Here is a 20,263-nt window from a genome sequence, read left to right on the forward strand (position 1 = left end):
GATCGCAGCGCGAACTTGTTTGGTGTCGCGGATCGGTTCCATTCGATGCCGGCACTCGCCGGCGCTCAGTTTCTGCAGGCTCTGTGGGCCACGACATGAGCCTGGCCTTCGATGAGTCGCCCGCCCTTCCGGTCGGCGCGTCGATCATGGGGATCTGGCCGCCGCCGCAGGCGGCCTGACCGACCGACATCGCTGAGCTCTCTATGCGTCGCCCGGATCGGCGAAGTGCGCGACGAGACCGGTCTGCCCCGGCGCGACGTGGTCGGCCAAGGTGTGGCGATCGGGGTAGTCACCGCCATTTTGCGAGCGGAAGGAAATTGGCGTGTCGGTGAACAGTCCGGCTAGACGCTCACGCCACGCGTCCTTGATGGCCTCCACCTTCTCCGCCGTGGTCACGCTCATCGTGCTATGGACCGCGTGCGTTGGGAGTACGTCCATGCCGGCGTAGAACAGCGCGCCATGGGTGAGCGGGAACAGCAGTTGCTCGATCGGGCCATTGATACCGCGCGGGCCATAGTCGGCCGCCCCGCCGCCTGTCTGCACTTCGACCAGCGCTCGCTTCCCCTTGAGGGCGCCGTCGCCGAAACGGTAGTTGTTGGTACCGTCCTTGTAGCCGAAGCCGAAGCCCCAGACGAAGACCCGCTCTATCCAGCTCTTCATGATCGCGGGCACCGAGTACCACCACATCGGGAACTGCAGGATGACGGCATCGGCCGCGATCAGCTTCTGCTGCTCGACCGCCACATCCGACAACTGGTGCCCGCTTGCGTAAGCGTGGCCGCCCTCATGGATGAGTGACAGACGTTCGGGGTTCGCACGCGTCGGGAAGTCATGGGCGTCGTACACCGCCTTCCACCTCATGCCGTAGAGGTCCGAATGCATCACGGTATGCCCCGCTGCCGACAACGTCTCGGCGGTCACGTTGACCAACTGCCGTGTCAGCGAAGTGGGTTCTGGGTGCGCGTAGACGATGAGAACCTTCATGATGTCTTCTCCTGATGGTTGGGGTTGCTAGAATTCGACGACGATCTTGCCGAAATGGCCGCCGGATTCCTGGAACCGGAAGGCGTCCGCGATTTCGGCCAGCGGAAAGGAGCGGTCGATCACCGGGAGGGCGTGAACGGCGTCGAGACCGCGGATCAGGTCCAGTTGGTGCCGGCGACTGCCGACGATCAGGCCTTGAAGCCGCTGCTGCCGCGCCATGAGCATGGCTGTCGGCACGTCACCCGTCATCCCGGTCAGCACGCCGATCAGGGAGAGGTGGCCGCCGACGCGGGCTGCCTTGATCGACTGCGCCAGTGTTCCTGGGCCGCCTACCTCCACGACATGGTCCACGCCCGTGCCGCCCGTCAGGTCCTGCGCGCGGTCGCCCCAGTTCTCGTCCTGGCGGTAGTTGATGACGTGCGCAGCGCCCATCGCGCGGAGCCGCTCCAGCTTCTCGTCCGAGGAGGAAGTCGCGATCACCGTGGCTCCCATTGCCCGCGCGATCTGCAGCGCGAAGATCGACACGCCACCGGTTCCGAGAACCAACACGCTGTCGCCGGCCTTGAGGCCGCCATTGACCACCAGGGCCCGCCAGGCCGTCACCCCAGCTGTGGTCAGGGTCGCTGCTTCGGCGTGGCTCCAGCCTGTCGGGGCGCGCGTGAAGGCCGTGGCCGGCGCCACCACGACCTCCTGGGCGAAGCCGTCGATCCCGTCGCCCGGAGTGGTGGCGAAGTCGGCGATGGTGGCCTCACCGTTCAGCCAGGTCGGGAAGAAGGTGGATACGACGTGGTCGCCGGGCTTGAACTCCGTGACCCCGGAACCGATCGCCTCCACCACTCCGGCGCCGTCGGCCATGGGGATGCGACCGTCGATGGACGGCAGCCGCCCCGTCACTACACCCAGATCGTGGAAGTTCAGGGAAGTGGCGTGCACGCGCACGCGGATGGCGTCCGGCCCGGGTTCACCGGGGTCCGGGAGGTCCACCAGCGTCAGGCCGTCGAGCCCCCGCTGCGGATAGGCCTGAATAGCTCTCATAAGGAAACTGATATCCGTCCCGTCGATTTAAGCGTCGCGGGGCTCGACCCGCGCACACCTTAATGGTGGGACCAGCGTGGGTATTGAAATCTAAAGTTTTATGTGGAGTCATCCAAACGATGGATACCAAGAACCTCGATCTCGGGCTTCTCGTGACGCTTGAGACCCTCCTTGCGGAGCGTAACGTCTCACGCGCCGCGCGCCGGCTGAACCTCAGCCAACCTGCCCTGTCGGCACGGTTGGCGCGGCTCCGTGATGCACTGGGCGATCCGCTACTGATCCCGGGACAGCGCGGGATGGTCCTGACCCAGCGGGCACTCGAGATGATGCAGCCGCTTCAGGAGGCACTGGAGAGTGTTCGCCGCGTCGTCGAGCGAGGAGCGCCGTTCGATCCGGAAACCCTGCGCTCGACCGTAGTGATCGCGGCGAGTGACTACGCCCAGTATGCGCTGCTCGCACGCTACTCGGTCGCCCTGCGGACCGAGGCGCCGATGATCCGCATCGCCTGGCGTTCCATGCCCGACCTGCTGGCACTCGCGACGCAGCTAGAGCGTGGCGAGGTGGACTTGGCCTTGGCGAGGCCCGAAACCGCGCCGGCGGGGATGCGCCAGCGCCACCTCTACGAGGAGGAGTATGTGGTCATCGCGCGACAGGGGCATCCGGCCGTGCGCGGTACCCTTGATCTGGACGTGTTCTGCGCGCTGGACCACGTCGTCGTTTCGACTCGGGGCGGAGGCTTTGCCGGGCCCACCGATGCGGCACTCGAAGCGATCGGCCGCCGTCGCACCGTCGCCTTGTCCACGTCGGGCTTCCTGATCGTGCCGGAGATCGTGTTACGATCCGACATGATCGCGGTGGTTCCACGTCGGATCGCAGACGGTTGGTCAGAGCGGGTGCAGGTGCTGGAACCGCCGCTCCACATATCCGGATTTGCCATTACCTGTATCTGGCACGAACGCACGACCAACCATCCGGCACAGAGTTGGCTACGTGACAGGCTCGCTGCGTTAGCTTGACGTTTCGCCCGGCGTATTAAGGACTGGGCCCATTTTTCCGCACACGATCACTTTTAAAACGGCTGACGGCACAACGAACGGCCGCTATCTTCTTCGGAGTTCTCGATGGCTGCGGGGCAGGAAAGTGCCCATAGTCGGTCTTCCAATCGCGGTAGCAGCGAACGGCAGCTTTCAGGATCGATTGAGCGGGTGCGGAATGACGGGCTTGGGGCGCTTAGCTGTCATCTGAGATCGAGATGAACGAGCGACCGCTTCCAGGAAGAGGGCAGAGGTGTGTGGATGTCCGCCTTTGGGTCTGTGCGGACCCGCTGGATGCCTGCACTATTGGACATCGTTCCGACACAGCGGTTGTAAAAATGGTGAAAACGTCGCGGCGAAGCCTAAAAATCCACAACGGCATACCGCCGACCTGATTAACCGCTTTCGGAGCCCTGATGCGCCAATCATCCGCTATCCTCACTATCGACACCCGCGGGCAAGGCCTTCTCGAGGTCACCGATCGCGTTGAGATTTGGCAGCGTGCACAGGGCGCCGACACCGGTCTGCTGACAATCTTCTGCCGACATACGTCAGCGTCACTGCTGATCCAGGAGAACGCAGCCCCCGAGGTTCGCGGCGACATCGAGCGCTATTTCGCGAGGCTCGCGCCGGAGAGCAACGCCTATGCGCATGACGATGAAGGACCGGATGATATGCCGGCGCATCTGCGCACGGCACTGACGCAGGTCCAGCTGACGATCCCGGTGATGCACGGCGATCTGGCGCTGGGAACATGGCAAGGCATCTATCTCTTCGAGCACCGCCGCCTCCCGCATCGCCGCCAACTGGCGCTGCACCTTCTAGGGGAATAGTCGCTTCCGCGGAATGTAGATGAGCACCTGAACGAATTGCAGTCGACGGGAAGCGGGCTGGGGGGTGCCCAATGACCGGGAATGGGTCTTCCTATCCAAAAGCGGCAAGTCGCCTCCCGCCCAATTGTGGACGTTAGCTCGATCATCCAGCATATCTAAAAGCAGACAGAGATAGAGCGACCGTACCGTGGGTCTGATCGGGGAGAGTGTATGCTTGGATACCGGCTGATGTTAGTGTTGGCTTGCGCTACGACAGGTGTCAGCGCTGCCGCATTTGGGCAATTTTCTGCTCCCAATCCCGAAGTGTTCGCACGCGCGGAAGATCAGGAGCGCGCACGCCTGCTCAGTAAGCCTTGCGCCGAAGCCGACGAAGGGCGTGCTTGCTATCGCTACAATGGCCGACTGATACGAGAATTCCCTTGCGCCTATTATATCGAGGCCAGAGTGATTGGCTCGCTGCCTACCGACCAATGCTACAAGATGGAGGCTGCACGCCGGTATAGGGGTATCTGGGTGGACGAGTTCGAAGGCCAAGTTTTCATACCAGAAGGGACCAAGGCACCCGAAGGGCCGCGCGGTGATTCAAAATCACCTGAATGGAGAGAGGAAGCCGACCGGGCCATTGCTGCGACAATCTGGCTCGACGTCGGACGTACGAACATAGGGCACAAGTGGCAGCGAGGCGGCCGCAGGGCATTCATCGAGTTCATCGGCCGTAAAACGATTTATCCAGGCAACTACGGCCATATGGGAATGTCAGGGCAAGAGATCGTTGTCGATCGCGTGATCTCGCTGCGAGAATGTCCCGAAACAAGGGATTGTGGCTCTAAGCAGCCTGGCAACTAACCACCCACGACCGGACGTTCCGCACACCGCTTTCCACCTATTTCCGGCCGCTCAGATGGTGGCCGCGGCGGAGGAAGCGTCCGCCGTGCCGGGGAGGCCGCTTACGCCCAATTGCGGACGTTAGGCAGTTGTGTGACCATAGCAAAATGCGGTCATTCAGACTTTCGCTGCTCAGCGTCATCGCGCTGGCGTCGTGCGCTTCCAAGCCGGTCGAAATCGATGCTAATCAGTGTTGGTCTTTGTCGCTTGGCGACAAGGTCAAAGGCACTGCCGTTCTCTTCGCTCACGCAGCCAAAGACGGCTGCATTGAATGTGGAGCATCGGTATCCGGACGCGGCTGCCCCGGTGTAGGTTTCGCCACAGCCAATGACAGTGTCGATCAGGCCTATGAACGCATTTTGCAATCTGAGCGGCCGGATGCGTTCGGCAACGTCCGACCCGTTGTTTATCTGTCCGGCGAGGTGATCCCAAACGGCGCCACCGGAAAGCCGATGATACGCGCGAGCCTTTTGCGTCTCGCAAAGCCGGGTCTACCCAACGGCCGCTAATCGCGCCCACTCACTGCAAAGCTGCCAGCCCGCTTTCCACCTAACACCGGCCGTTCGGAAAGGCTCGCGCAGATCGTAGGAGAAGCATCCGACTGAGGTGAACGTATGTCCGCTTGCGGTTACGCCCGGAGAGCGCGTGGATGTCCGCTCACGAGTCTGGTTTGCGCGCTCCAAGGTTCCGACAGTATGTTGTGAGCTTTGCAACGCGTTAATCCGCGTCGAGGATCGGCGCTGCGCCCCTAGCGTCCTTGCGCTATGGGGTAACCGCCAACACCGTGACGGATTTTGGCGGCAATGTGAGGGTCATCCGACCGTCCGTCACACGAGCGGCGGCCGGCTTTGGAATGACGGCATTTGGCCTGTTATATGTGTTGACGGCATCGACTTGGTCGGCGGTCAATACGGTGCCGGAAGCGTTTTGAAACCGAGTACCGTCGATCTGCGCGTCGATACGTGCCGGCTCGTTAGGATCGATGTTGGTGAGCGCGATCCACAGCTTTCCGTCCGCGGCGCGCGCGGCGATCGCGTCGATGCGCGGCAGGCTGACATCGCCATAGCGATAGGTGCCAGCGTCGAAGGAGATCGGCAACCGCGTGGCATCCTGGAACGGCAGGTACATCTTGAACAGATGATAGGTAGGCGTCAGCACCATTTTCGGCCCGTCCGTGAGGATCATCGCCTGCAGCACATTCACCATCTGGGCGATCGCCGTCATGCGGACGCGTTCGGCATGGCGCGCGAACATGTTGAGGTTGATCGAAGCGATGATCGCATCGCGGATCGAATTCTGCTGATGGAGGAATCCGTCCCGGCTTCCTGGTAGCTTGGCAAGCCACACTCCCCATTCGTCGATGACCAGCGGCACCTTCTTTTCCGGGTCGTATTTATCCATTACCGCCGAGTGGATGGCGATCATGTCCTCCATCTTCAGCGTATCTTTGATCAGCGTGGCATATTCGCGCTCGCCGAAGCCGGTGCTGGCGTAAGCCGGCGGCCAGGCGACCCAGGTATATTGGTGCATCGACAGCCCTTCGATGTTCCAGCTCCAGTCGTGGCCCTTCCATGCGCGCATCACCGCTTCGGTATAGTCGGTACCAGGTGTTCCCGGCCCGACGGCGATCCGCTGCATCGGGTCCGATCCTGCGACCGAACCGCCAGCGGGGTTGTCGGTCCCCTGCTGCTTGAGGTTCAAGTTGCGGACGAAGCGGGCGTACCGCTTCATCTCATCGACATAATATTCGGCGCGATATGCGCCACCGCAGCTCCAGCTCTCGTTGCCGATACCCAGAAACTTGACGCGATAGGGTTCCGGATGACCGTTGGCGGCGCGCTCTGCTCCCGCGGTCGTGCGGGGATCGGCAGTCATATAGGCTAGCCAATCGGCCGCCTCCTTGACGCTACCTGACCCCATGTTGACCGAAATATAGGCCTCTGAGCCTATCTGTTCGACGAAGTCGAAAAATTCATCGGTTCCGAAATCATTCCTCTCGAGTGCATTGCCCCAGCTGCCGTTGACGGTCACGGAGCGCTTCGATCGCGGACCGATGCCGTCGCGCCAATGATATTCGTCAGCAAAGCAACCCCCGGGCCAACGGACGCTGGCCACCTTCAAAGCTTTGAGCGCGGCGACCACGTCCGTGCGGATGCCGCGCACGTTCGGAATTGACGAATCCTCGCCGACCCAGACGCCCCCATAGATGCCGGTCCCCAGATTCTCCGCAAACTGCCCGAAGATATTGCGATCGATCCGGGGGCCGGTGGCGTCCGCCACGATCGTCACTTTCACCGGCAGTTCTTGTGCAGATAACGTCGTCGCCGCTGTCACAGCTAGTATCGCGACCGCGCTGAAAAGATTCTTCAACAAGCGGTGCCTCCTTAAGGTAGCGTAGTTTAGCGGCGGAAGCTGTTGTCGATCACAAAGGTGATGAGTGGCATGATCTCCAGAACCTAGCACTAGCGTATCATTCGCGTAGCGCTAAACCGCTATCGAGGCGGAATTGATAGCAAGTGCTGGGTCGATTTACGACGGTTTTTCGAGATTTGCACGCCGGTTCTCTGCAATCGCACTGCAGAGGTCAGGGGTTCGATTCCCCTCAGCTCCACCACCACCCGCCAGCTCAGTTCGCCGCCAGCTGCCCGCGAATGGCGCCCGCCGGGAAATCGGCAGTGTGGACATTGACATAATAGTCGTAGGGCGCGGCGATGATCGCCGCGGCGAGCGCCTTTTCGACATTGAGGCATTCCTTGGTCGATCCGTCGACCGGGGCGGTCAGCGGAAGCACCGGCGGTCCGGCGACGCCCAGCGCGCCGCGGTGGATGTGCGCCGCGGTCGGCGTAGAGATGCCTCGCACCTGGATATCCACGCATACAGTGTTCGTGGTCGCATCGGCGGTCACCTTGGCGGTGCCGGTGCCGTCGCGATCGCCCGGGCCGGGCACTTCCTGATTTCCCACCAGCGCGGTCGTCCAGGTCTGGCCGACGGTACCGGCGATGGTCGCGCAAGCCCCGAGCGAGGCGGCAGTGAGGATCGGGACGGCGATGCGGCAGACGCGGACAATAATCATGTGCCGCACGCTAGCCTGCACCGCAGCGCTAGGAAAGGGATTCGTGCGCGGGCGTTCAGTGGTCGGCGAGCGCGCGTTCGGCAGTCGCGGCCTCGCGGGCTTCGCGCAGTTTCTGGGTCCGCTCGGCGCGATCCGCCATCTGTTCCCAGGCACGTCCGGCGCGCTCGCAGCGGTCGCGGACATTATCGAGCGTCGCGGCAGCGGCGGCTTCGAGCTCGGCAGCGGCGCGAGCGCGGTAGAATTCGGGGTTGTCGGCCATGCGATTCGTCACTCCACACAAGGGGATGGACAGAAACGGCGGCCCGCGAACCGGGCCGCCGTCGCATGGATGTCAGTCTGCAGCCTGGAGATTGACCGCGGCCTGCTTGCCGCGCTTGTCGTTCTCGAGCTCGTACTGCACGCGCTGGTCCTGCTGAAGCGTGACCATGCCTGCACGCTCGACCGCGCTGATATGGACGAAGGCATCGTTGCCGCCGCCATCCGGCGCGATGAAGCCATAGCCCTTGTCGGCATTGAAGAACTTGACGGTTCCGGTGATCATAGAAGGTCTCCTTGTCTTTCGGGGGCGAGCCAATGCAGCGCGCCCGGTGCCGTGGCAGCAGGGAAAGAAGGAGAAGGAGCCGCAAAGCGCCGTAGACCGTCGATATGCGACTGTAGCCACCCGCATATGGGGCAAGGCCGCAGAAATAGCAAGGAAGCTGCCAGTTTCCCTGCCTGCTGGTCATTTGTTCGCGTCGCGCGCATTCCTATATCGCGGCGATGGCAATCCAGATCCGCACGTCGCTCGACGAGCCCGATACCGGGCAGAACTTCATCCCGCATCGTCCTGCACGTCCCGCCAAGGCGGAGGGCGGGCGCCCGTTCAAGCTGGTGTCGGACTATCGGCCGGCAGGCGACCAGCCCGAAGCGATCCGCGAACTCGTCGAGGCCGCGTCGGCCGGCGAGCGCGACCAGGTGCTGCTGGGGGTAACGGGCTCCGGCAAGACGTTCACGATGGCCAAGGTGATCGAGGAATTGCAGCGCCCGGCGCTGATCCTCGCGCCCAACAAGATCCTGGCGGCGCAGCTTTACGGCGAGTTCAAGTCGTTTTTCCCCGACAACGCGGTCGAGTATTTCGTCAGCTATTACGACTATTACCAGCCGGAGGCCTATGTGCCGCGGTCGGACACGTATATCGAGAAGGAAAGCTCGGTAAACGAGGCGATCGACCGGATGCGGCACAGCGCCACCCGGTCGCTGCTGGAGCGCGATGACGTCATCATCGTCGCGTCGGTTTCGTGCATCTATGGCATCGGATCGGTCGAGACCTATTCGGCGATGATCTTCGACCTGAAAAAGGGCCAGGTCGCCGACCAGCGCGAGATCATCCGCAAGCTGGTCGCGCTCCAGTACAAGCGCAACGACGCCGCGTTCGCGCGCGGCAATTTTCGTGTGCGCGGGGACAGCCTGGAGATCTTCCCCTCGCATTACGAGGACAGCGCGTGGCGCATCAGCTTCTTCGGCGACGAGATCGAGGAGATCACCGAGTTCGATCCGCTGACGGGCTCGAAGGTGGCGAGCCTGGCGTCGATTCGCATCTATGCCAACAGCCATTATGTAACGCCGGGCCCCACGCTCAAGCAGGCGGCGGGCGCGATCAAGCATGAGCTGACCGAGCGGCTCAAGGAGCTGGAGGTGGAGGGAAAGCTGCTCGAGGCGCAGCGGCTGGAGCAGCGCACCAATTTCGATCTCGAGATGATCGCGGCGACGGGAAGCTGTGCGGGCATCGAGAATTATTCGCGCTTCCTGACCGGTCGCCTGCCGGGTGAGCCGCCGCCGACCCTGTTCGAATATCTGCCCGAGAACGCGCTGCTGTTCGTCGATGAGAGCCACCAGACGATCGGCCAGATCAATGCGATGGCGCGCGGCGACCACCGGCGCAAGATCACGCTGGCCGAATATGGTTTCCGCTTGCCCTCGTGCATCGACAACCGCCCGCTGCGCTTCAATGAATGGGACGCGATGCGGCCGCAGACCACCTATGTCTCGGCGACGCCGGGCGGGTGGGAGATGGAGCGGACCGGCGGCGTATTCGTCGAGCAGGTCATCCGTCCTACCGGCCTGATCGACCCGCCGGTCGAGATCAAGCCGGTAGAGGAGCAGGTCCAGGATCTGATCGTCGAGGCCAAGAAGACGGCCGAGGCGGGCTATCGCACGTTGGTGACGACGCTGACCAAGCGCATGGCCGAGGACTTGACCGAGTATATGCACGAGGCGGGGATCAAGGTCCGCTACATGCACTCCGACGTCGAGACGCTGGAGCGCATCGAGCTGATCCGTGACCTGCGCATGGGCGTGTACGACGTGCTGGTGGGCATCAACCTGCTGCGCGAGGGGCTGGACATCCCGGAATGCGGGCTTGTCGCGATCCTCGACGCCGACAAGGAAGGGTTCCTGCGTAGCGAAACTTCGCTGATCCAGACAATCGGCCGCGCCGCGCGCAACGTCGACGGGCGCGTGATCCTGTACGCGGACCGCATGACCGGCAGCATGGAGCGTGCGCTGGGCGAAACCAACCGGCGGCGCGAGAAGCAGGAGGCGTACAATGCCGCGCACGGCATCACTCCGGCGACGATCAAGCGCGACATCGGCGACATCATCGCGCATGTCGCGTCGAAGGACCAGGTGACGGTCGAGATCGATGCCGACCGCCCGCACATGGTCGGCCACAATCTGCGCGCCTATATCGAAGACCTGGAGAAGCAGATGCGCAAGGCAGCGGCGGACCTGGAGTTCGAGACTGCGGGACGGCTGCGCGACGAGATCCGTTCGCTGGAGGCCGACGAACTGGGGTTGCCCGATCACCAGAAGCGCGCCCCGGTGATGGGGCGCTCGAACGAAGGCAAGCCGGGCACGCGCAAGACCCGCTATGGCAAGCAGAGCAAGATGCGCATGGGCGGCGGGCCACGCGGGCGGTGACGCCTTTGCAGCACTGCGCATGGCGCGCAGGGCATCGCCTGCCTGCTTTCAGGCGGATCAGCGGGTAGCAGCCGTTGATTTTGGAAGTCCGGGTACGGCTTGCCGTAGCCGACTGCCGGGTCTAGCAACAACGTCCAGACACGGGAGTCGACAGTATGGACACAAGCACCCTTTTTCGCCTGGATGGGCGCGTTGCGCTGGTCACCGGCGGCTCGCGCGGGATCGGGCGGATGATCGCGGCGGGCTTCGTCGCGCAGGGTGCCAAGGTGTATATCTCGTCGCGCAAGGCCGACGCATGTTTCGAAACCGCCGAGGAACTGGGCTCGAACTGCATCGCGCTGCCGCAGGACGTGTCGACCGTCGCCGGGTGCAAGGCACTGGCAGCGCAACTGGCAGAGCAGGAAGCGCGGCTCGACATCCTCGTCAACAATGCGGGCGCGGCGTGGGGCGAACCGTTCGAGGATTTTCCCGAGAAGGGCTGGGACAAGGTCATGGACTTGAACGTGAAATCGCCGTTCTTCCTAACCCAGGCACTGCATCCCGCGTTGAAGGCGGCGGGGTCGCGCGAGCGGCCCGCCAAGGTGATCAACATCACCTCGATCGATGGGCAGCGGCTCAATCCGTGGGAAACGTACAGCTATCATGCATCGAAATCGGCGCTAATCTATCTGACGAAGCGGATGGCGGCGCGGTTGATCCGCGACGGCATCAACGTCACCTCGATCGCACCGGGAGCCTTTGCCAGCGACATGAACAAGGCCGCGCGCGACCACGGCGGTGACGTTGCCCGCCGTATCCCTGCGCAGCGCATCGGCGTGGACGAGGATATGGCAGGCGCGGCGATCTACCTGGCCAGCCGCGCGGGGGATTATGTGGTCGGCGACACGATCACCGTCGATGGCGGGCTGGTCAATGCGTCGCTGGGGGGCAGCATCGACGCGTGAGGCGGCTCAAGAAGCGCTGGTTTCGAGCGTAATCGAGAAACCGCCAATTCCCGTCCAGCCGCGTTTCTCGACTTCGCTCGAAACCAACGGGTGGAGGGAGCCGACCTACCGCTCGAACAGCTTCCACACTTTGGGCCGCCCGGTCGGCTTGGCCGTGCCGTCGATCCGCCGGGCGCGCAGGATACGGATCGGTTTCAGGATCATCTGCCCCTTCATCGCGTCGCGGCCGCCGCCGGTCGGCAGGGCGAGGATGCGTTTGACCGTTGCCATGCCGCCGATCACGCGACCGAACGCCGCGTAGCCGCGAAATTCGCCGCGTGCGTCCATCGACGGGGCAGGGCCGACGGTCAGGAAGAAATTGCCGCCCGCCGCCGCGGCGCCGCCGCCGCGCGCCATCGAGATCGTCGCATCAAGGTGGCGGATACCTGTCTTGGCGGTGGTTTCGAGTGGGAAGGTCGGCAGGATGCGGCGCGCGTCCATGCGGATGCCGCCCTGGATGAAGCCGGTCTGCGGATCGCGCTTGCGCCGCGTCGCGCGGTAGAAGGTCGTCCCGTCGAAGCGGCCATCGTCGACATAGGCCAGGAAATTGGCGGTGGTCGCCGGGGCGCGGCGGGCATCGAGCGCCAGCAGGATCGGACCTGCGCTGGTGTCGAGCCGGACGCGCACGACCGGCGGCTCGGCAGGTGCGGCGCCGAGCAGCAGCGCCAGCGGTGCCAGCAGCAATGTACGACGGAAATTCAATGGAGATTGCTCAGCGCGCGATCCCGCTCGCCGCGAGCACCGCCAGCGTGACGAGATCGCCCGCGGTCGAGGTCATCGGCGCGATCTGGACGTTCTTTTCCATACCGATCAGCATCGGCCCGATCATCTGGTCGCCGCCGAGCTCGCGCAGCAGTTTCGCCGAGATATTGGCCGATTGCAGCCCCGGCATGATCAGGATGTTGGCGGGGCCGGACAGCCGCGCGAACGGATAATTCTTCATCTGGCGGGCATTGAGCGCGACATCGGGTGCCATCTCGCCTTCATACTCGAATCCCACCTCGCGCCGATCGAGCACGCGCACCGCCTCGCGGATATTGTCGAGCCACTTGCCCTCGGGATTGCCGAAGGTCGAATAGCTTAGAAACGCGACGCGCGGCTCATGCCCCATGCGGCGCGCGACCTGCGCGGTCTGTTCGGCGAAGTCGGCCAGTTCCTCGCCGTTGGGGCGTTCGTTCACCGTGGTGTCGGCGATGAACACCGTGTGGCTCTGCCCAACCAGGATGTGGATGCCGAACGGCGTGCGCCCTGGCTCGGGATCGACGACGCGGCGTACCTCGCGGATCGACTGGGCATAGGCGCGGGTGACGCCGGTGATCATCGTGTCGCCTTCGCCGAGCTGAAGCAGCAGCGCGGCGAAGATGTTGCGATCCTGATTGACCATGCGCTCGACCTCGCGGCGCAGGAAGCCGCGCCGTTGCAGCCGCGCATAGAGGAAATCGACCATCCGCGGCACCAGCGGCGAGACACGGCTGTTGTGCACCTCGAAGCTCTCCGGATCGGGAACGCCCAGCGCCTTCAGCCGGTCATAGACGTCGTCGCGGCCGACCAGCACCGGCGTGCCGTAGCCGCCGTCGCGAAACGCGATCGCTGCGCGCAGCACGACTTCTTCCTCGCCCTCGGCGAAGATCACCCGCTTGGGCCGTGCGCGCGCGCCGTCATAGGCGAGGCTGAGCACCGATGTCGTCGGGTTGAGCCGCTGGCGCAGGCTCTGGCGATAGGCGGCCATGTCGAGGATCGGGCGCGTCGCCAGTCCCGTATCCATCGCCGCCTTGGCAACCGCCACCGACACCAGTTCCATCAGCCGCGGATCGAACGGCGCCGGGATGATGTAGTCCGGGCCGAAATTGTGCTGCACCCCATATGCCAGCGCCACTTCCTCGGGCACCCGCTCGCGCGCCAGCTCGGCGATTGCGTTGGCGGCGGCGATCTTCATCGCATCGTTGATCCCGGTCGCGCGCACGTCGAGCGCACCGCGGAAGATGAACGGGAAGCCGAGCACGTTGTTGACCTGGTTGGGATAATCCGACCGGCCGGTGGCGACGATCGCGTCGGGCCGTGCCGCCTTGGCCAGTTCGGGGCGGATCTCCGGCTCGGGATTGGCCATCGCGAAGATGATCGGCGCCTTGGCCATGTCCTTGACCATCTCGGGCTGGAGCGCGCCTGCCGCGGAGAGGCCCAGGAACACGTCGGCTCCGTGCAGCGCCTCGGTCAGCGTGCGCGTGTCGGTCTTGGCCGCATGCGCCGACTGCCATTGGTTGACGTCGTCGCGCCCTTGCCAGATCACGCCCTTGCGATCGCACAGGATGACGTGGTCGGCGCGCACACCCATCGCCTTCATCAGTTCGGTGCACGCGATCGCCGCTGCACCCGCGCCGTTGACGACGACCTTGATATCGCCCAGCCGCCGTCCGGTCAGCAGGCAGGCATTGATGAGGCCGGCGGCGGTGATGATCGCGGTGCCGTGCTGATCGTCATGGAACACCGGAATGTTCATGCGTTCGCGCAGCGTCTGTTCGATGATGAAGCACTCGGGCGCCTTGATATCCTCGAGGTTGATCCCCCCGAAGCTCGGCTCGAGCAGCGCGACGCAATTAATGAACGCATCGACGTCCTCTGTATCGACTTCCAGGTCGATCGAATCGACGTCGGCGAAGCGCTTGAACAGCACCGCCTTGCCTTCCATCACCGGCTTCGATGCCAGCGCGCCGAGGTTGCCGAGGCCCAGGATCGCGGTGCCGTTCGAGATGACGGCGACCAGATTGCCCTTGGCGGTATAGTCGTAGGCGGTCGCCGGATCCTCGTGGATCGCCTTGACCGGCACTGCGACGCCCGGCGAATAGGCCAGCGCGAGATCGCGCTGCGTCGCCATCGGTTTGGACGAGATGATCTCGATCTTGCCGGGACGCCCTTCGGAATGGAACAGCAGCGCTTCGCGGTCAGAAAACTGGTTGGTCTCGTCGGACATCCGGGCGCCTCTCCTCGTCGTTGCCCAGCCTTTACGCAGCGTCCGTCGCCGCGTCACCCCTTCCCGGCGCGGCATGCGCTTCCTAGCTGTGGCGCGACCCCTTCAAGGAGACGGCACATGAAGCTGAGCGGTAACACCATCCTCGTCACCGGCGGGGGCACCGGTATCGGCCGCGCGCTGGCCGAAGCGCTGCATGCACGCGGCAACAAGGTCATCGTCGCCGGGCGCAGACGTGAGGCGTTGGAGGAGGTCGCCGACGCGCATGCCGGGATCGCAACGGCAGTGCTCGACGTGTCCGATGCGGGGGCGATCATCGACGGAGCTGCGCGGATCGTCGCCGACCATCCCGACCTCAACGTCGTCGTCCACAACGCCGGGATCATGATCGCCGAGGACATGGCCGCTAGTGGCTATTCCACCGACACCGCCGAAGCGATCGTCGCCACCAACCTGCTAGGTCCGATCCGCCTGACCGCCGCGCTGCTGCCGCATCTGCGCAGCAAGGACGCGGCGGCGATCGTCACCGTGTCGTCGGGGCTCGCCTTCGTCCCGCTGGTCGCGACGCCGACCTACAACGCGACCAAGGCGGCGATCCACAGCTGGTCGCAATCGCTGCGCGCGCAGCTCGCAGATACGGGCATCGACGTGGTCGAGATCGTGCCGCCTGCAGTCGCGACCGACCTGATGCCCGGCCATGCCGACAATCCCAATTCGATGCCGCTCGACGCCTATATCGACGAAGTCATGGCCTTGCTGGAGGCCGATCCGGAGCGACACGAAGTGTGCGTCGAACGCGTCCGCTTCCTGCGCGAGGCCGAGCGCCGCGGCGACTATGATCAGGTGTTCGCGGCACTCAACTCAAGGCACTGAGGCGCCGTCACGGGCTGGCGGGCCGTTGCCTTCGGCGCGTCAGTCTTTATGCGCGGGCAGATGACGTTGCCCGCGCAAACCCCGATGATGGCGCAATACCAGGCGCTCAAGGCGGAAGCGCAGGATTGCCTGCTGTTCTACCGCATGGGCGATTTCTTCGAGATGTTCTTCGAGGACGCGCGCATCGCCGCTGCCTGTCTCGATATCGCGCTTACCGCGCGCGGCGAGCATGAGGGGGACAAGGTGCCGATGTGCGGCGTGCCCGTCCATGCCGCGACCGGCTATCTCCAGCGGCTGATCAAGGCAGGGCACCGCGTCGCCATCGCCGAGCAGATCGAGACACCCGAGGGGGCGAAGAAGGCGCGCGGATCGAAGGCGCTGGTCGCGCGCGCGATCGTGCGTGTGGTGACCGCCGGCACGCTGACCGAGGAAGCCTTGCTCGACACGCGCGCCGCCAATTGGTGCGCAGCGGTCGGCGAAGCGGGCGGCGGCATCGTGGTCGCTGCCGCCGACGTCTCGACCGGCCGGTTCGAGCTGTTCGAGGCCGACGCCGGTGCCTTGGGAGCAGTCCTCGCCCGGCTCGACCCGGCCGAAGTGGTCGTGTCCGAAGCCTCGCCGCATGCCGACGCTGCGACCGTGCTGCGCCCGCGCGGGGAATTCGACAGCAGCCGCGGCGAAGAACGGCTCAAGGCGCTGTTCGGTGTCGCGACGCTCGACGGGTTCGGGCAGTTCTCGCGCGCGGCATTGGCGGCGGCGGGCGGGCTGATCGCGTATCTCGACCATACTGCGAAAGGCGCGCTGCCGTTCCTGCGCCCGCCGCGCATCACCGCCAGCAGCGCGTCGATGGCGATCGATGCGGCGACGCGCGAGAGCCTGGAACTCACCCAGAGCGTAGGCGGCGTACGCAAAGGCAGCTTGGTCGACGCGGTCGATCGCACCGTCACCGGGGCAGGAGCGCGGCTGCTCGCCGCCGACATCGCCGCGCCGTTGATGGACCGAACTGCCATCGACGCGCGGCTCGACGCCGTGCAGCGCTTCCATGACGACCCGGCGATGCGCGACGCGGTGCGGCAGGCGTTGCGGACGCTGCCCGACATCGGCCGCGCGCTGGGGCGGCTGGCGGCAGGGCGGGGCAGTCCGCGTGATCTGGGCCAGTTGCGCGACGGACTCGACGCGGCATGGCATCTGGGCGAGCGGCTCGGCCGCATGGCGGCGCCGCCGCCGTTGCTGGTCGAACTGGCGCCGCAGCTTCGCGGGCATGGCGCGCTGATCGACCTGCTCAAGCGCGCGCTGGTGCCGACCCCGCCGATCGAGACCGCGCAGGGAAACTATATCGCCGAGGGCTATGACGCGGCGCTCGACGACCTGCGCGCGACCGGGGCGGGTGGCCGCAGGGCAATCGCCGCGCTCGAGGCCGAGTATCGCAAGCGCACAGGCATCGCCGCGCTCAAGGTACGCCACAATGGCGTGCTCGGCTATCATATCGAAGTACCGGCGCGTGCGGCCGATGCGTTGATGGCAGAGGGCAGCGGCTTCACCCATCGCCAGACGCTGGCCGGCGTGGTCCGCTTCAATGCCGCGGATCTTCACGATGCCGCGCTCAAGGTGACGCAGGCCGGGAGTCACGCGCTTGCTGCCGAGGCCGCGCATCTCGAGGATCTGACCGCCGCCGCGCTCGACCGCCGCCTCGCGATCGCCGAGACCGCCGACGCACTGGCGCGCATCGATGTCGCCGCGGCACTCGCCGAACGCGCGGCAGAAGGTGGGTGGGCGCGGCCGGTGCTGGTCGACCACGCCTGTTTCGACGTCGAGGGCGGACGCCACCCCGTGGTCGAGGATGCCATTGCCCGCACCGGCGGGCGCTTCGTCGCCAATGACTGCAGCCTGTCGGCAGCGTCGCGGCTGTGGCTGGTCACCGGGCCGAACATGGGCGGCAAATCGACCTTTCTACGCCAGAACGCGCTGATCGCCGTGCTGGCGCAGGCGGGAAGCTATGTCCCCGCGGCGCGCGCGAAGCTCGGCCTGGTCGACAGATTGTTCAGCCGGGTCGGCGCGTCGGACAATCTTGCGCGCGGGCGGTCGACCTTCATGGTCGAGATGGTCGAAACCGCCGCGATCCTCGCGCAGGCGACGCCCGACAGCTTCGTCATCCTTGACGAGGTCGGGCGCGGCACCTCGACCTATGACGGACTTGCCATCGCCTGGGCGGTGGTCGAGGCGATCCACGAGGACAATCGCTGCCGCTGCCTGTTCGCAACGCATTACCATGAGCTGACGCGGCTCGCCGAACGCTGCGAGGCGCTGTCGCTGCACCATGTCCGCGCGCGCGAGTGGAAGGGTGACCTCGTCCTGCTCCACGAAGTCGCCGACGGACCGGCGGATCGCAGCTATGGTCTCGCGGTCGCGCGGCTGGCGGGGATGCCGCCCGCCACGGTCCAGCGCGCCAAGGCGGTGCTCGCCAAGCTCGAAGCGGGGCGCGCCAGCACCGGAGGGCTGGCGGCGGGTCTCGACGATCTACCGCTATTCGCCGCCGCGATGCAGGTCGAGGAAGCGGCGGGCGATCCGCTGCGCGACGCGCTGGAGGCGCTGGAGATCGACGCGCTGAGCCCGCGCGATGCGCTGGACGCGCTGTATCGGCTAAAGGATATCGCCCGGGCGGACTGAAGCGGTGGGCATCGCCGCCGCGATCTGGTACCCGGGCCCCTCAGCCACGCATTCGGGCCATTTTTGGCCCACCTGTCGCGCCGTTCGGCGCGCGCGTGGCATGCCGGTCGTCCGGCGCGGATCGCGCGCCCTTCATTCTGCGACCGGCGAAAAATGGGGGAGAACCATCATGACGACCGTCGCCATCCGCGATGACGCCACGGGCACCAAAGCCAATATGAGCGCGATCTACGACCAGGCTGACCCGCGTGCCTATTTTCGCGAACTCGGCAAGCTCGATTATGCCATTCCGGCCGCGGCGCAGCCCGTATTCCAACGCATGGTCGATGCCATCCGTGCCCGGCGCAAGGGGACGGTCCATGCGCTCGACCTCGGCTGTTCCTATGGGATCAATGCCGCCCTGCTCAAATATCCGCTCGCGATGGCGGACCTGCAGGCGCGCTGGACCGATCCGGTGCTGCACGGCATCGACAGCGATGCGGTACGCGAGGTCGATCGCGCCTATTTCGATGCGCAGCCGTGCGCGGACGTGCGCGTCATCGGGCTCGACCCGTCCGAACCGGCGATCGCCTATGCCGAGGATGTCGGTATTCTCGACGACGGGGTGACGCTCGATCTCGAGCGCAATGCCGTGCCGCCGGCGCTTGCCGAGACGCTGGCGCCGATCGACATGATCGTCTCGACCGGCTGTGTCGGCTATGTCACGCAGCGCACCTTTGCAGCGCTGATGCCAGCGGTCACCGCTGGCGCCGCACCGTGGATCGGCAATTTCGTGCTGCGGATGTTTCCCTATGACGCGATCGAACAGACGCTGGGCGGCTGGGGCTATGTCACCGAAAAGCTCGAGGGCGAGACGTTCGCTCAGCGCGCCTTTGCTTCGGATATCGAGCAGGAGCGGGTGATGGCACAGGTCGACCGGCTGGGGCTCGACACCGCGGGGCTGGAGGCGGACGGCGCGCTCCACGCCGAGTTCTTTCTGTCGCGGCCCAAAAACGAAGCCGATATCCCGCTTGCCGACCTGATCGACCAGGCGACCTGACTCAATAGGGCGGCGCGCGGCGCTGGCGCTGCGCGCGCGCCGCCTCTGCCCACCAGGCGAGATCGTCGGCGAAGCGCGGAAACGCCTTGTCGAGCGCGGCGCCGCCCTCGCCGACGGGATTGCCGCCGGCATCGAGGCTCGCGCCGATCGTGCCGACGGTCAGGGTGCTCGGCACCACGACCATGCCCATTTCGGACAGCGTCGGGTGCCACATCGAATTGCTGCGCGCACCGCCCAGCCGTCCGGCCGAATAGCTGGCGATAGCCGCGGGGCGCCAGAACCATTCCTCGAGGAAATGATCGGTCAGGTTCTTGAGCCCGGGCTGCATGCCCCAATTATATTCGCCGGTGACGAAAACGAAGCCATAGGCGCTGCGGATCTTGCCCGCCAGCTCGGCCATCGCCGCCGGTGCTTCGCCCTCGGCATATTCCTTGAACATGCGATCGAGCATGGGCAGACCGACGGCCTGCGCATCGATCAGTTCCGCCGCCGCGCCGCGCTGCGCGAGGCGATCGACCAGGTAGCGCGCGAGCCGGATGCCCGCGCGATCGGAGCGGTACGATCCATACAGGACAAGGATGGTGTCGCGCATTCACCTGCTCCAGACATGAAAGAGGCCGCCGAGCCCCGTCAGGGACCCGGCGACCTCCGACATGGTCAGCGGCCGGAACTTCCAGCGCGGGAGACCATGCGGGCCGCTTGCCGTTCGGGTCGGACGTTGATTGGAGGAAAGATCCTCCCGTCGTCCCCGGTCAGGCGATCAGCGGCGCGTCTCCCGAACGAACTGAACCGACCCCATTGCTGAACCATGAGACATCGGATCACCTCCTTTCGCTGGTTGAAACACAATGTACCGTGCTCGGTACGCGTCGATATGTGAGTCATCCCGCAATCAAGAACAAGACTTGTAATTCGAGAAAAATTGGACGATTCTCGT

General features: G+C 64.9%; 18 protein-coding genes and 1 tRNA gene. 10 read left to right on the top strand and 9 right to left on the bottom strand.

Going from position 1 to position 20,263, the window contains the following annotated elements; all coding sequences use genetic code 11:
- Positions 1-201 precede the first annotated feature (201 nt).
- Positions 202-984, bottom strand: a complete 783-nt coding sequence (locus FHY50_RS01370) for an NAD(P)H-dependent oxidoreductase (protein WP_140046616.1) — start codon at positions 982-984, stop codon at positions 202-204.
- 27 nt (positions 985-1,011) lie between these two features.
- On the bottom strand, positions 1,012-2,019 hold the full coding sequence (locus FHY50_RS01375) for a zinc-dependent alcohol dehydrogenase family protein (RefSeq protein ID WP_140046617.1): 1,008 nt from the start codon (positions 2,017-2,019) through the stop codon (positions 1,012-1,014).
- Between the two features lie 119 nt (positions 2,020-2,138).
- Between FHY50_RS01375 and FHY50_RS01380 the strand changes: the two genes are divergently transcribed.
- The 4 genes from FHY50_RS01380 to FHY50_RS01395 all read left to right on the top strand — a co-directional run bounded on the left by FHY50_RS01380 (position 2,139) and on the right by FHY50_RS01395 (position 5,280).
- Positions 2,139-3,035: a LysR family transcriptional regulator gene (locus FHY50_RS01380; RefSeq protein WP_140046618.1), complete on the top strand. Its 897-nt coding sequence runs from the start codon at positions 2,139-2,141 to the stop codon at positions 3,033-3,035.
- Between the two features lie 434 nt (positions 3,036-3,469).
- Positions 3,470-3,886: a secondary thiamine-phosphate synthase enzyme YjbQ gene (locus FHY50_RS01385; RefSeq protein WP_140046619.1), complete on the top strand. Its 417-nt coding sequence runs from the start codon at positions 3,470-3,472 to the stop codon at positions 3,884-3,886.
- 228 nt (positions 3,887-4,114) lie between these two features.
- A complete protein-coding gene (locus tag FHY50_RS01390) occupies positions 4,115-4,732 on the top strand; it encodes a hypothetical protein (RefSeq protein WP_140046620.1) in 618 nt (205 codons plus the stop codon).
- A 146-nt stretch (positions 4,733-4,878) separates the two neighbouring features.
- The gene (locus FHY50_RS01395) at positions 4,879-5,280 is read left to right on the top strand and encodes a hypothetical protein (RefSeq protein ID WP_140046621.1); all 402 of its coding nucleotides are present in this window, start codon (positions 4,879-4,881) and stop codon (positions 5,278-5,280) included.
- 253 nt (positions 5,281-5,533) lie between these two features.
- Here FHY50_RS01395 and FHY50_RS01400 read toward each other — a convergent pair whose 3' ends face one another.
- The gene (locus tag FHY50_RS01400; RefSeq protein ID WP_420030869.1) at positions 5,534-7,144 is read right to left on the bottom strand and encodes an alpha-N-arabinofuranosidase; all 1,611 of its coding nucleotides are present in this window, start codon (positions 7,142-7,144) and stop codon (positions 5,534-5,536) included.
- Between the two features lie 35 nt (positions 7,145-7,179).
- Between FHY50_RS01400 and FHY50_RS14110 the strand changes: the two genes are divergently transcribed.
- Positions 7,180-7,385, top strand: a tRNA-Ala gene (locus tag FHY50_RS14110).
- Positions 7,386-7,397: 12 nt separating this feature from the next.
- Here FHY50_RS14110 and FHY50_RS01410 read toward each other — a convergent pair.
- The 3 genes from FHY50_RS01410 to FHY50_RS01420 all read right to left on the bottom strand — a co-directional run bounded on the left by FHY50_RS01410 (position 7,398) and on the right by FHY50_RS01420 (position 8,385).
- On the bottom strand, positions 7,398-7,844 hold the full coding sequence (locus tag FHY50_RS01410; RefSeq protein ID WP_166745469.1) for a CHRD domain-containing protein: 447 nt from the start codon (positions 7,842-7,844) through the stop codon (positions 7,398-7,400).
- 55 nt (positions 7,845-7,899) lie between these two features.
- Positions 7,900-8,103, bottom strand: a complete 204-nt coding sequence (locus FHY50_RS01415; protein ID WP_140046623.1) for a hypothetical protein — start codon at positions 8,101-8,103, stop codon at positions 7,900-7,902.
- A gap of 72 nt (positions 8,104-8,175) precedes the next feature.
- Positions 8,176-8,385, bottom strand: coding sequence for a cold-shock protein (locus FHY50_RS01420; protein WP_140046624.1), 210 nt, complete (start codon positions 8,383-8,385; stop codon positions 8,176-8,178).
- A gap of 218 nt (positions 8,386-8,603) precedes the next feature.
- On the opposite strand from FHY50_RS01420, the gene uvrB reads away from it, so the two are divergent.
- Positions 8,604-10,802 (top strand): excinuclease ABC subunit UvrB, encoded by a 2,199-nt coding sequence (uvrB, locus tag FHY50_RS01425; RefSeq protein ID WP_140046625.1) that lies wholly within the window; start codon positions 8,604-8,606, stop codon positions 10,800-10,802.
- 155 nt (positions 10,803-10,957) lie between these two features.
- Positions 10,958-11,746 carry an SDR family oxidoreductase gene (locus FHY50_RS01430; protein ID WP_140046626.1) on the top strand — a complete coding sequence of 263 codons (789 nt, stop codon included), beginning with the start codon at positions 10,958-10,960 and terminating at the stop codon, positions 11,744-11,746.
- Between the two features lie 105 nt (positions 11,747-11,851).
- Here FHY50_RS01430 and FHY50_RS01435 read toward each other — a convergent pair whose 3' ends face one another.
- Together FHY50_RS01435 and FHY50_RS01440 are read right to left on the bottom strand one after the other, a co-directional pair.
- Entirely contained in the window at positions 11,852-12,487 is a 636-nt protein-coding gene (locus FHY50_RS01435) for a peptidylprolyl isomerase (RefSeq protein WP_420030870.1), read from the bottom strand.
- 10 nt (positions 12,488-12,497) lie between these two features.
- Positions 12,498-14,753 carry an NADP-dependent malic enzyme gene (locus FHY50_RS01440; RefSeq protein WP_140046627.1) on the bottom strand — a complete coding sequence of 752 codons (2,256 nt, stop codon included), beginning with the start codon at positions 14,751-14,753 and terminating at the stop codon, positions 12,498-12,500.
- A gap of 117 nt (positions 14,754-14,870) precedes the next feature.
- Here FHY50_RS01440 and FHY50_RS01445 point away from each other — a divergent pair, with 117 nt between their 5' ends.
- The 3 genes from FHY50_RS01445 (at position 14,871) to FHY50_RS01455 (ending at position 19,326) form a co-directional block, all read left to right on the top strand.
- Complete coding sequence (locus FHY50_RS01445) at positions 14,871-15,623, top strand: SDR family oxidoreductase (protein WP_140046628.1); 753 nt, start codon at positions 14,871-14,873, stop codon at positions 15,621-15,623.
- Positions 15,624-15,707: 84 nt separating this feature from the next.
- A complete protein-coding gene (mutS, locus tag FHY50_RS01450; RefSeq protein WP_140230974.1) occupies positions 15,708-18,287 on the top strand; it encodes a DNA mismatch repair protein MutS in 2,580 nt (859 codons plus the stop codon).
- 169 nt (positions 18,288-18,456) lie between these two features.
- Positions 18,457-19,326 carry a class I SAM-dependent methyltransferase gene (locus FHY50_RS01455; protein ID WP_140046629.1) on the top strand — a complete coding sequence of 290 codons (870 nt, stop codon included), beginning with the start codon at positions 18,457-18,459 and terminating at the stop codon, positions 19,324-19,326.
- A 1-nt stretch (position 19,327) separates the two neighbouring features.
- On the opposite strand, the gene FHY50_RS01460 is transcribed toward FHY50_RS01455, so the two are convergent.
- Entirely contained in the window at positions 19,328-19,918 is a 591-nt protein-coding gene (locus FHY50_RS01460; protein WP_140046630.1) for an NADPH-dependent FMN reductase, read from the bottom strand.
- Positions 19,919-20,263: the final 345 nt, after the last annotated feature.

It is taken from the genome of Sphingomonas japonica, assembly GCF_006346325.1.
In the GTDB taxonomy this organism is placed as follows: domain Bacteria; phylum Pseudomonadota; class Alphaproteobacteria; order Sphingomonadales; family Sphingomonadaceae; genus Sphingomonas; species Sphingomonas japonica.

Coding starts and splice junctions, on each gene's coding strand:
- FHY50_RS01370 (WP_140046616.1), bottom strand. CDS start 984: ATGAAGGTTCTCATCGTCTACGCGCACCCAGAACCCACTTCGCTGACA.
- FHY50_RS01375 (WP_140046617.1), bottom strand. CDS start 2,019: ATGAGAGCTATTCAGGCCTATCCGCAGCGGGGGCTCGACGGCCTGACG.
- FHY50_RS01380 (WP_140046618.1), top strand. CDS start 2,139: ATGGATACCAAGAACCTCGATCTCGGGCTTCTCGTGACGCTTGAGACC.
- FHY50_RS01385 (WP_140046619.1), top strand. CDS start 3,470: ATGCGCCAATCATCCGCTATCCTCACTATCGACACCCGCGGGCAAGGC.
- FHY50_RS01390 (WP_140046620.1), top strand. CDS start 4,115: ATGTTAGTGTTGGCTTGCGCTACGACAGGTGTCAGCGCTGCCGCATTT.
- FHY50_RS01395 (WP_140046621.1), top strand. CDS start 4,879: ATGCGGTCATTCAGACTTTCGCTGCTCAGCGTCATCGCGCTGGCGTCG.
- FHY50_RS01410 (WP_166745469.1), bottom strand. CDS start 7,844: ATGATTATTGTCCGCGTCTGCCGCATCGCCGTCCCGATCCTCACTGCC.
- FHY50_RS01415 (WP_140046623.1), bottom strand. CDS start 8,103: ATGGCCGACAACCCCGAATTCTACCGCGCTCGCGCCGCTGCCGAGCTC.
- FHY50_RS01420 (WP_140046624.1), bottom strand. CDS start 8,385: ATGATCACCGGAACCGTCAAGTTCTTCAATGCCGACAAGGGCTATGGC.
- uvrB (WP_140046625.1), top strand. CDS start 8,604: ATGGCAATCCAGATCCGCACGTCGCTCGACGAGCCCGATACCGGGCAG.
- FHY50_RS01430 (WP_140046626.1), top strand. CDS start 10,958: ATGGACACAAGCACCCTTTTTCGCCTGGATGGGCGCGTTGCGCTGGTC.
- FHY50_RS01440 (WP_140046627.1), bottom strand. CDS start 14,753: ATGTCCGACGAGACCAACCAGTTTTCTGACCGCGAAGCGCTGCTGTTC.
- FHY50_RS01445 (WP_140046628.1), top strand. CDS start 14,871: ATGAAGCTGAGCGGTAACACCATCCTCGTCACCGGCGGGGGCACCGGT.
- mutS (WP_140230974.1), top strand. CDS start 15,708: ATGATGGCGCAATACCAGGCGCTCAAGGCGGAAGCGCAGGATTGCCTG.
- FHY50_RS01455 (WP_140046629.1), top strand. CDS start 18,457: ATGACGACCGTCGCCATCCGCGATGACGCCACGGGCACCAAAGCCAAT.
- FHY50_RS01460 (WP_140046630.1), bottom strand. CDS start 19,918: ATGCGCGACACCATCCTTGTCCTGTATGGATCGTACCGCTCCGATCGC.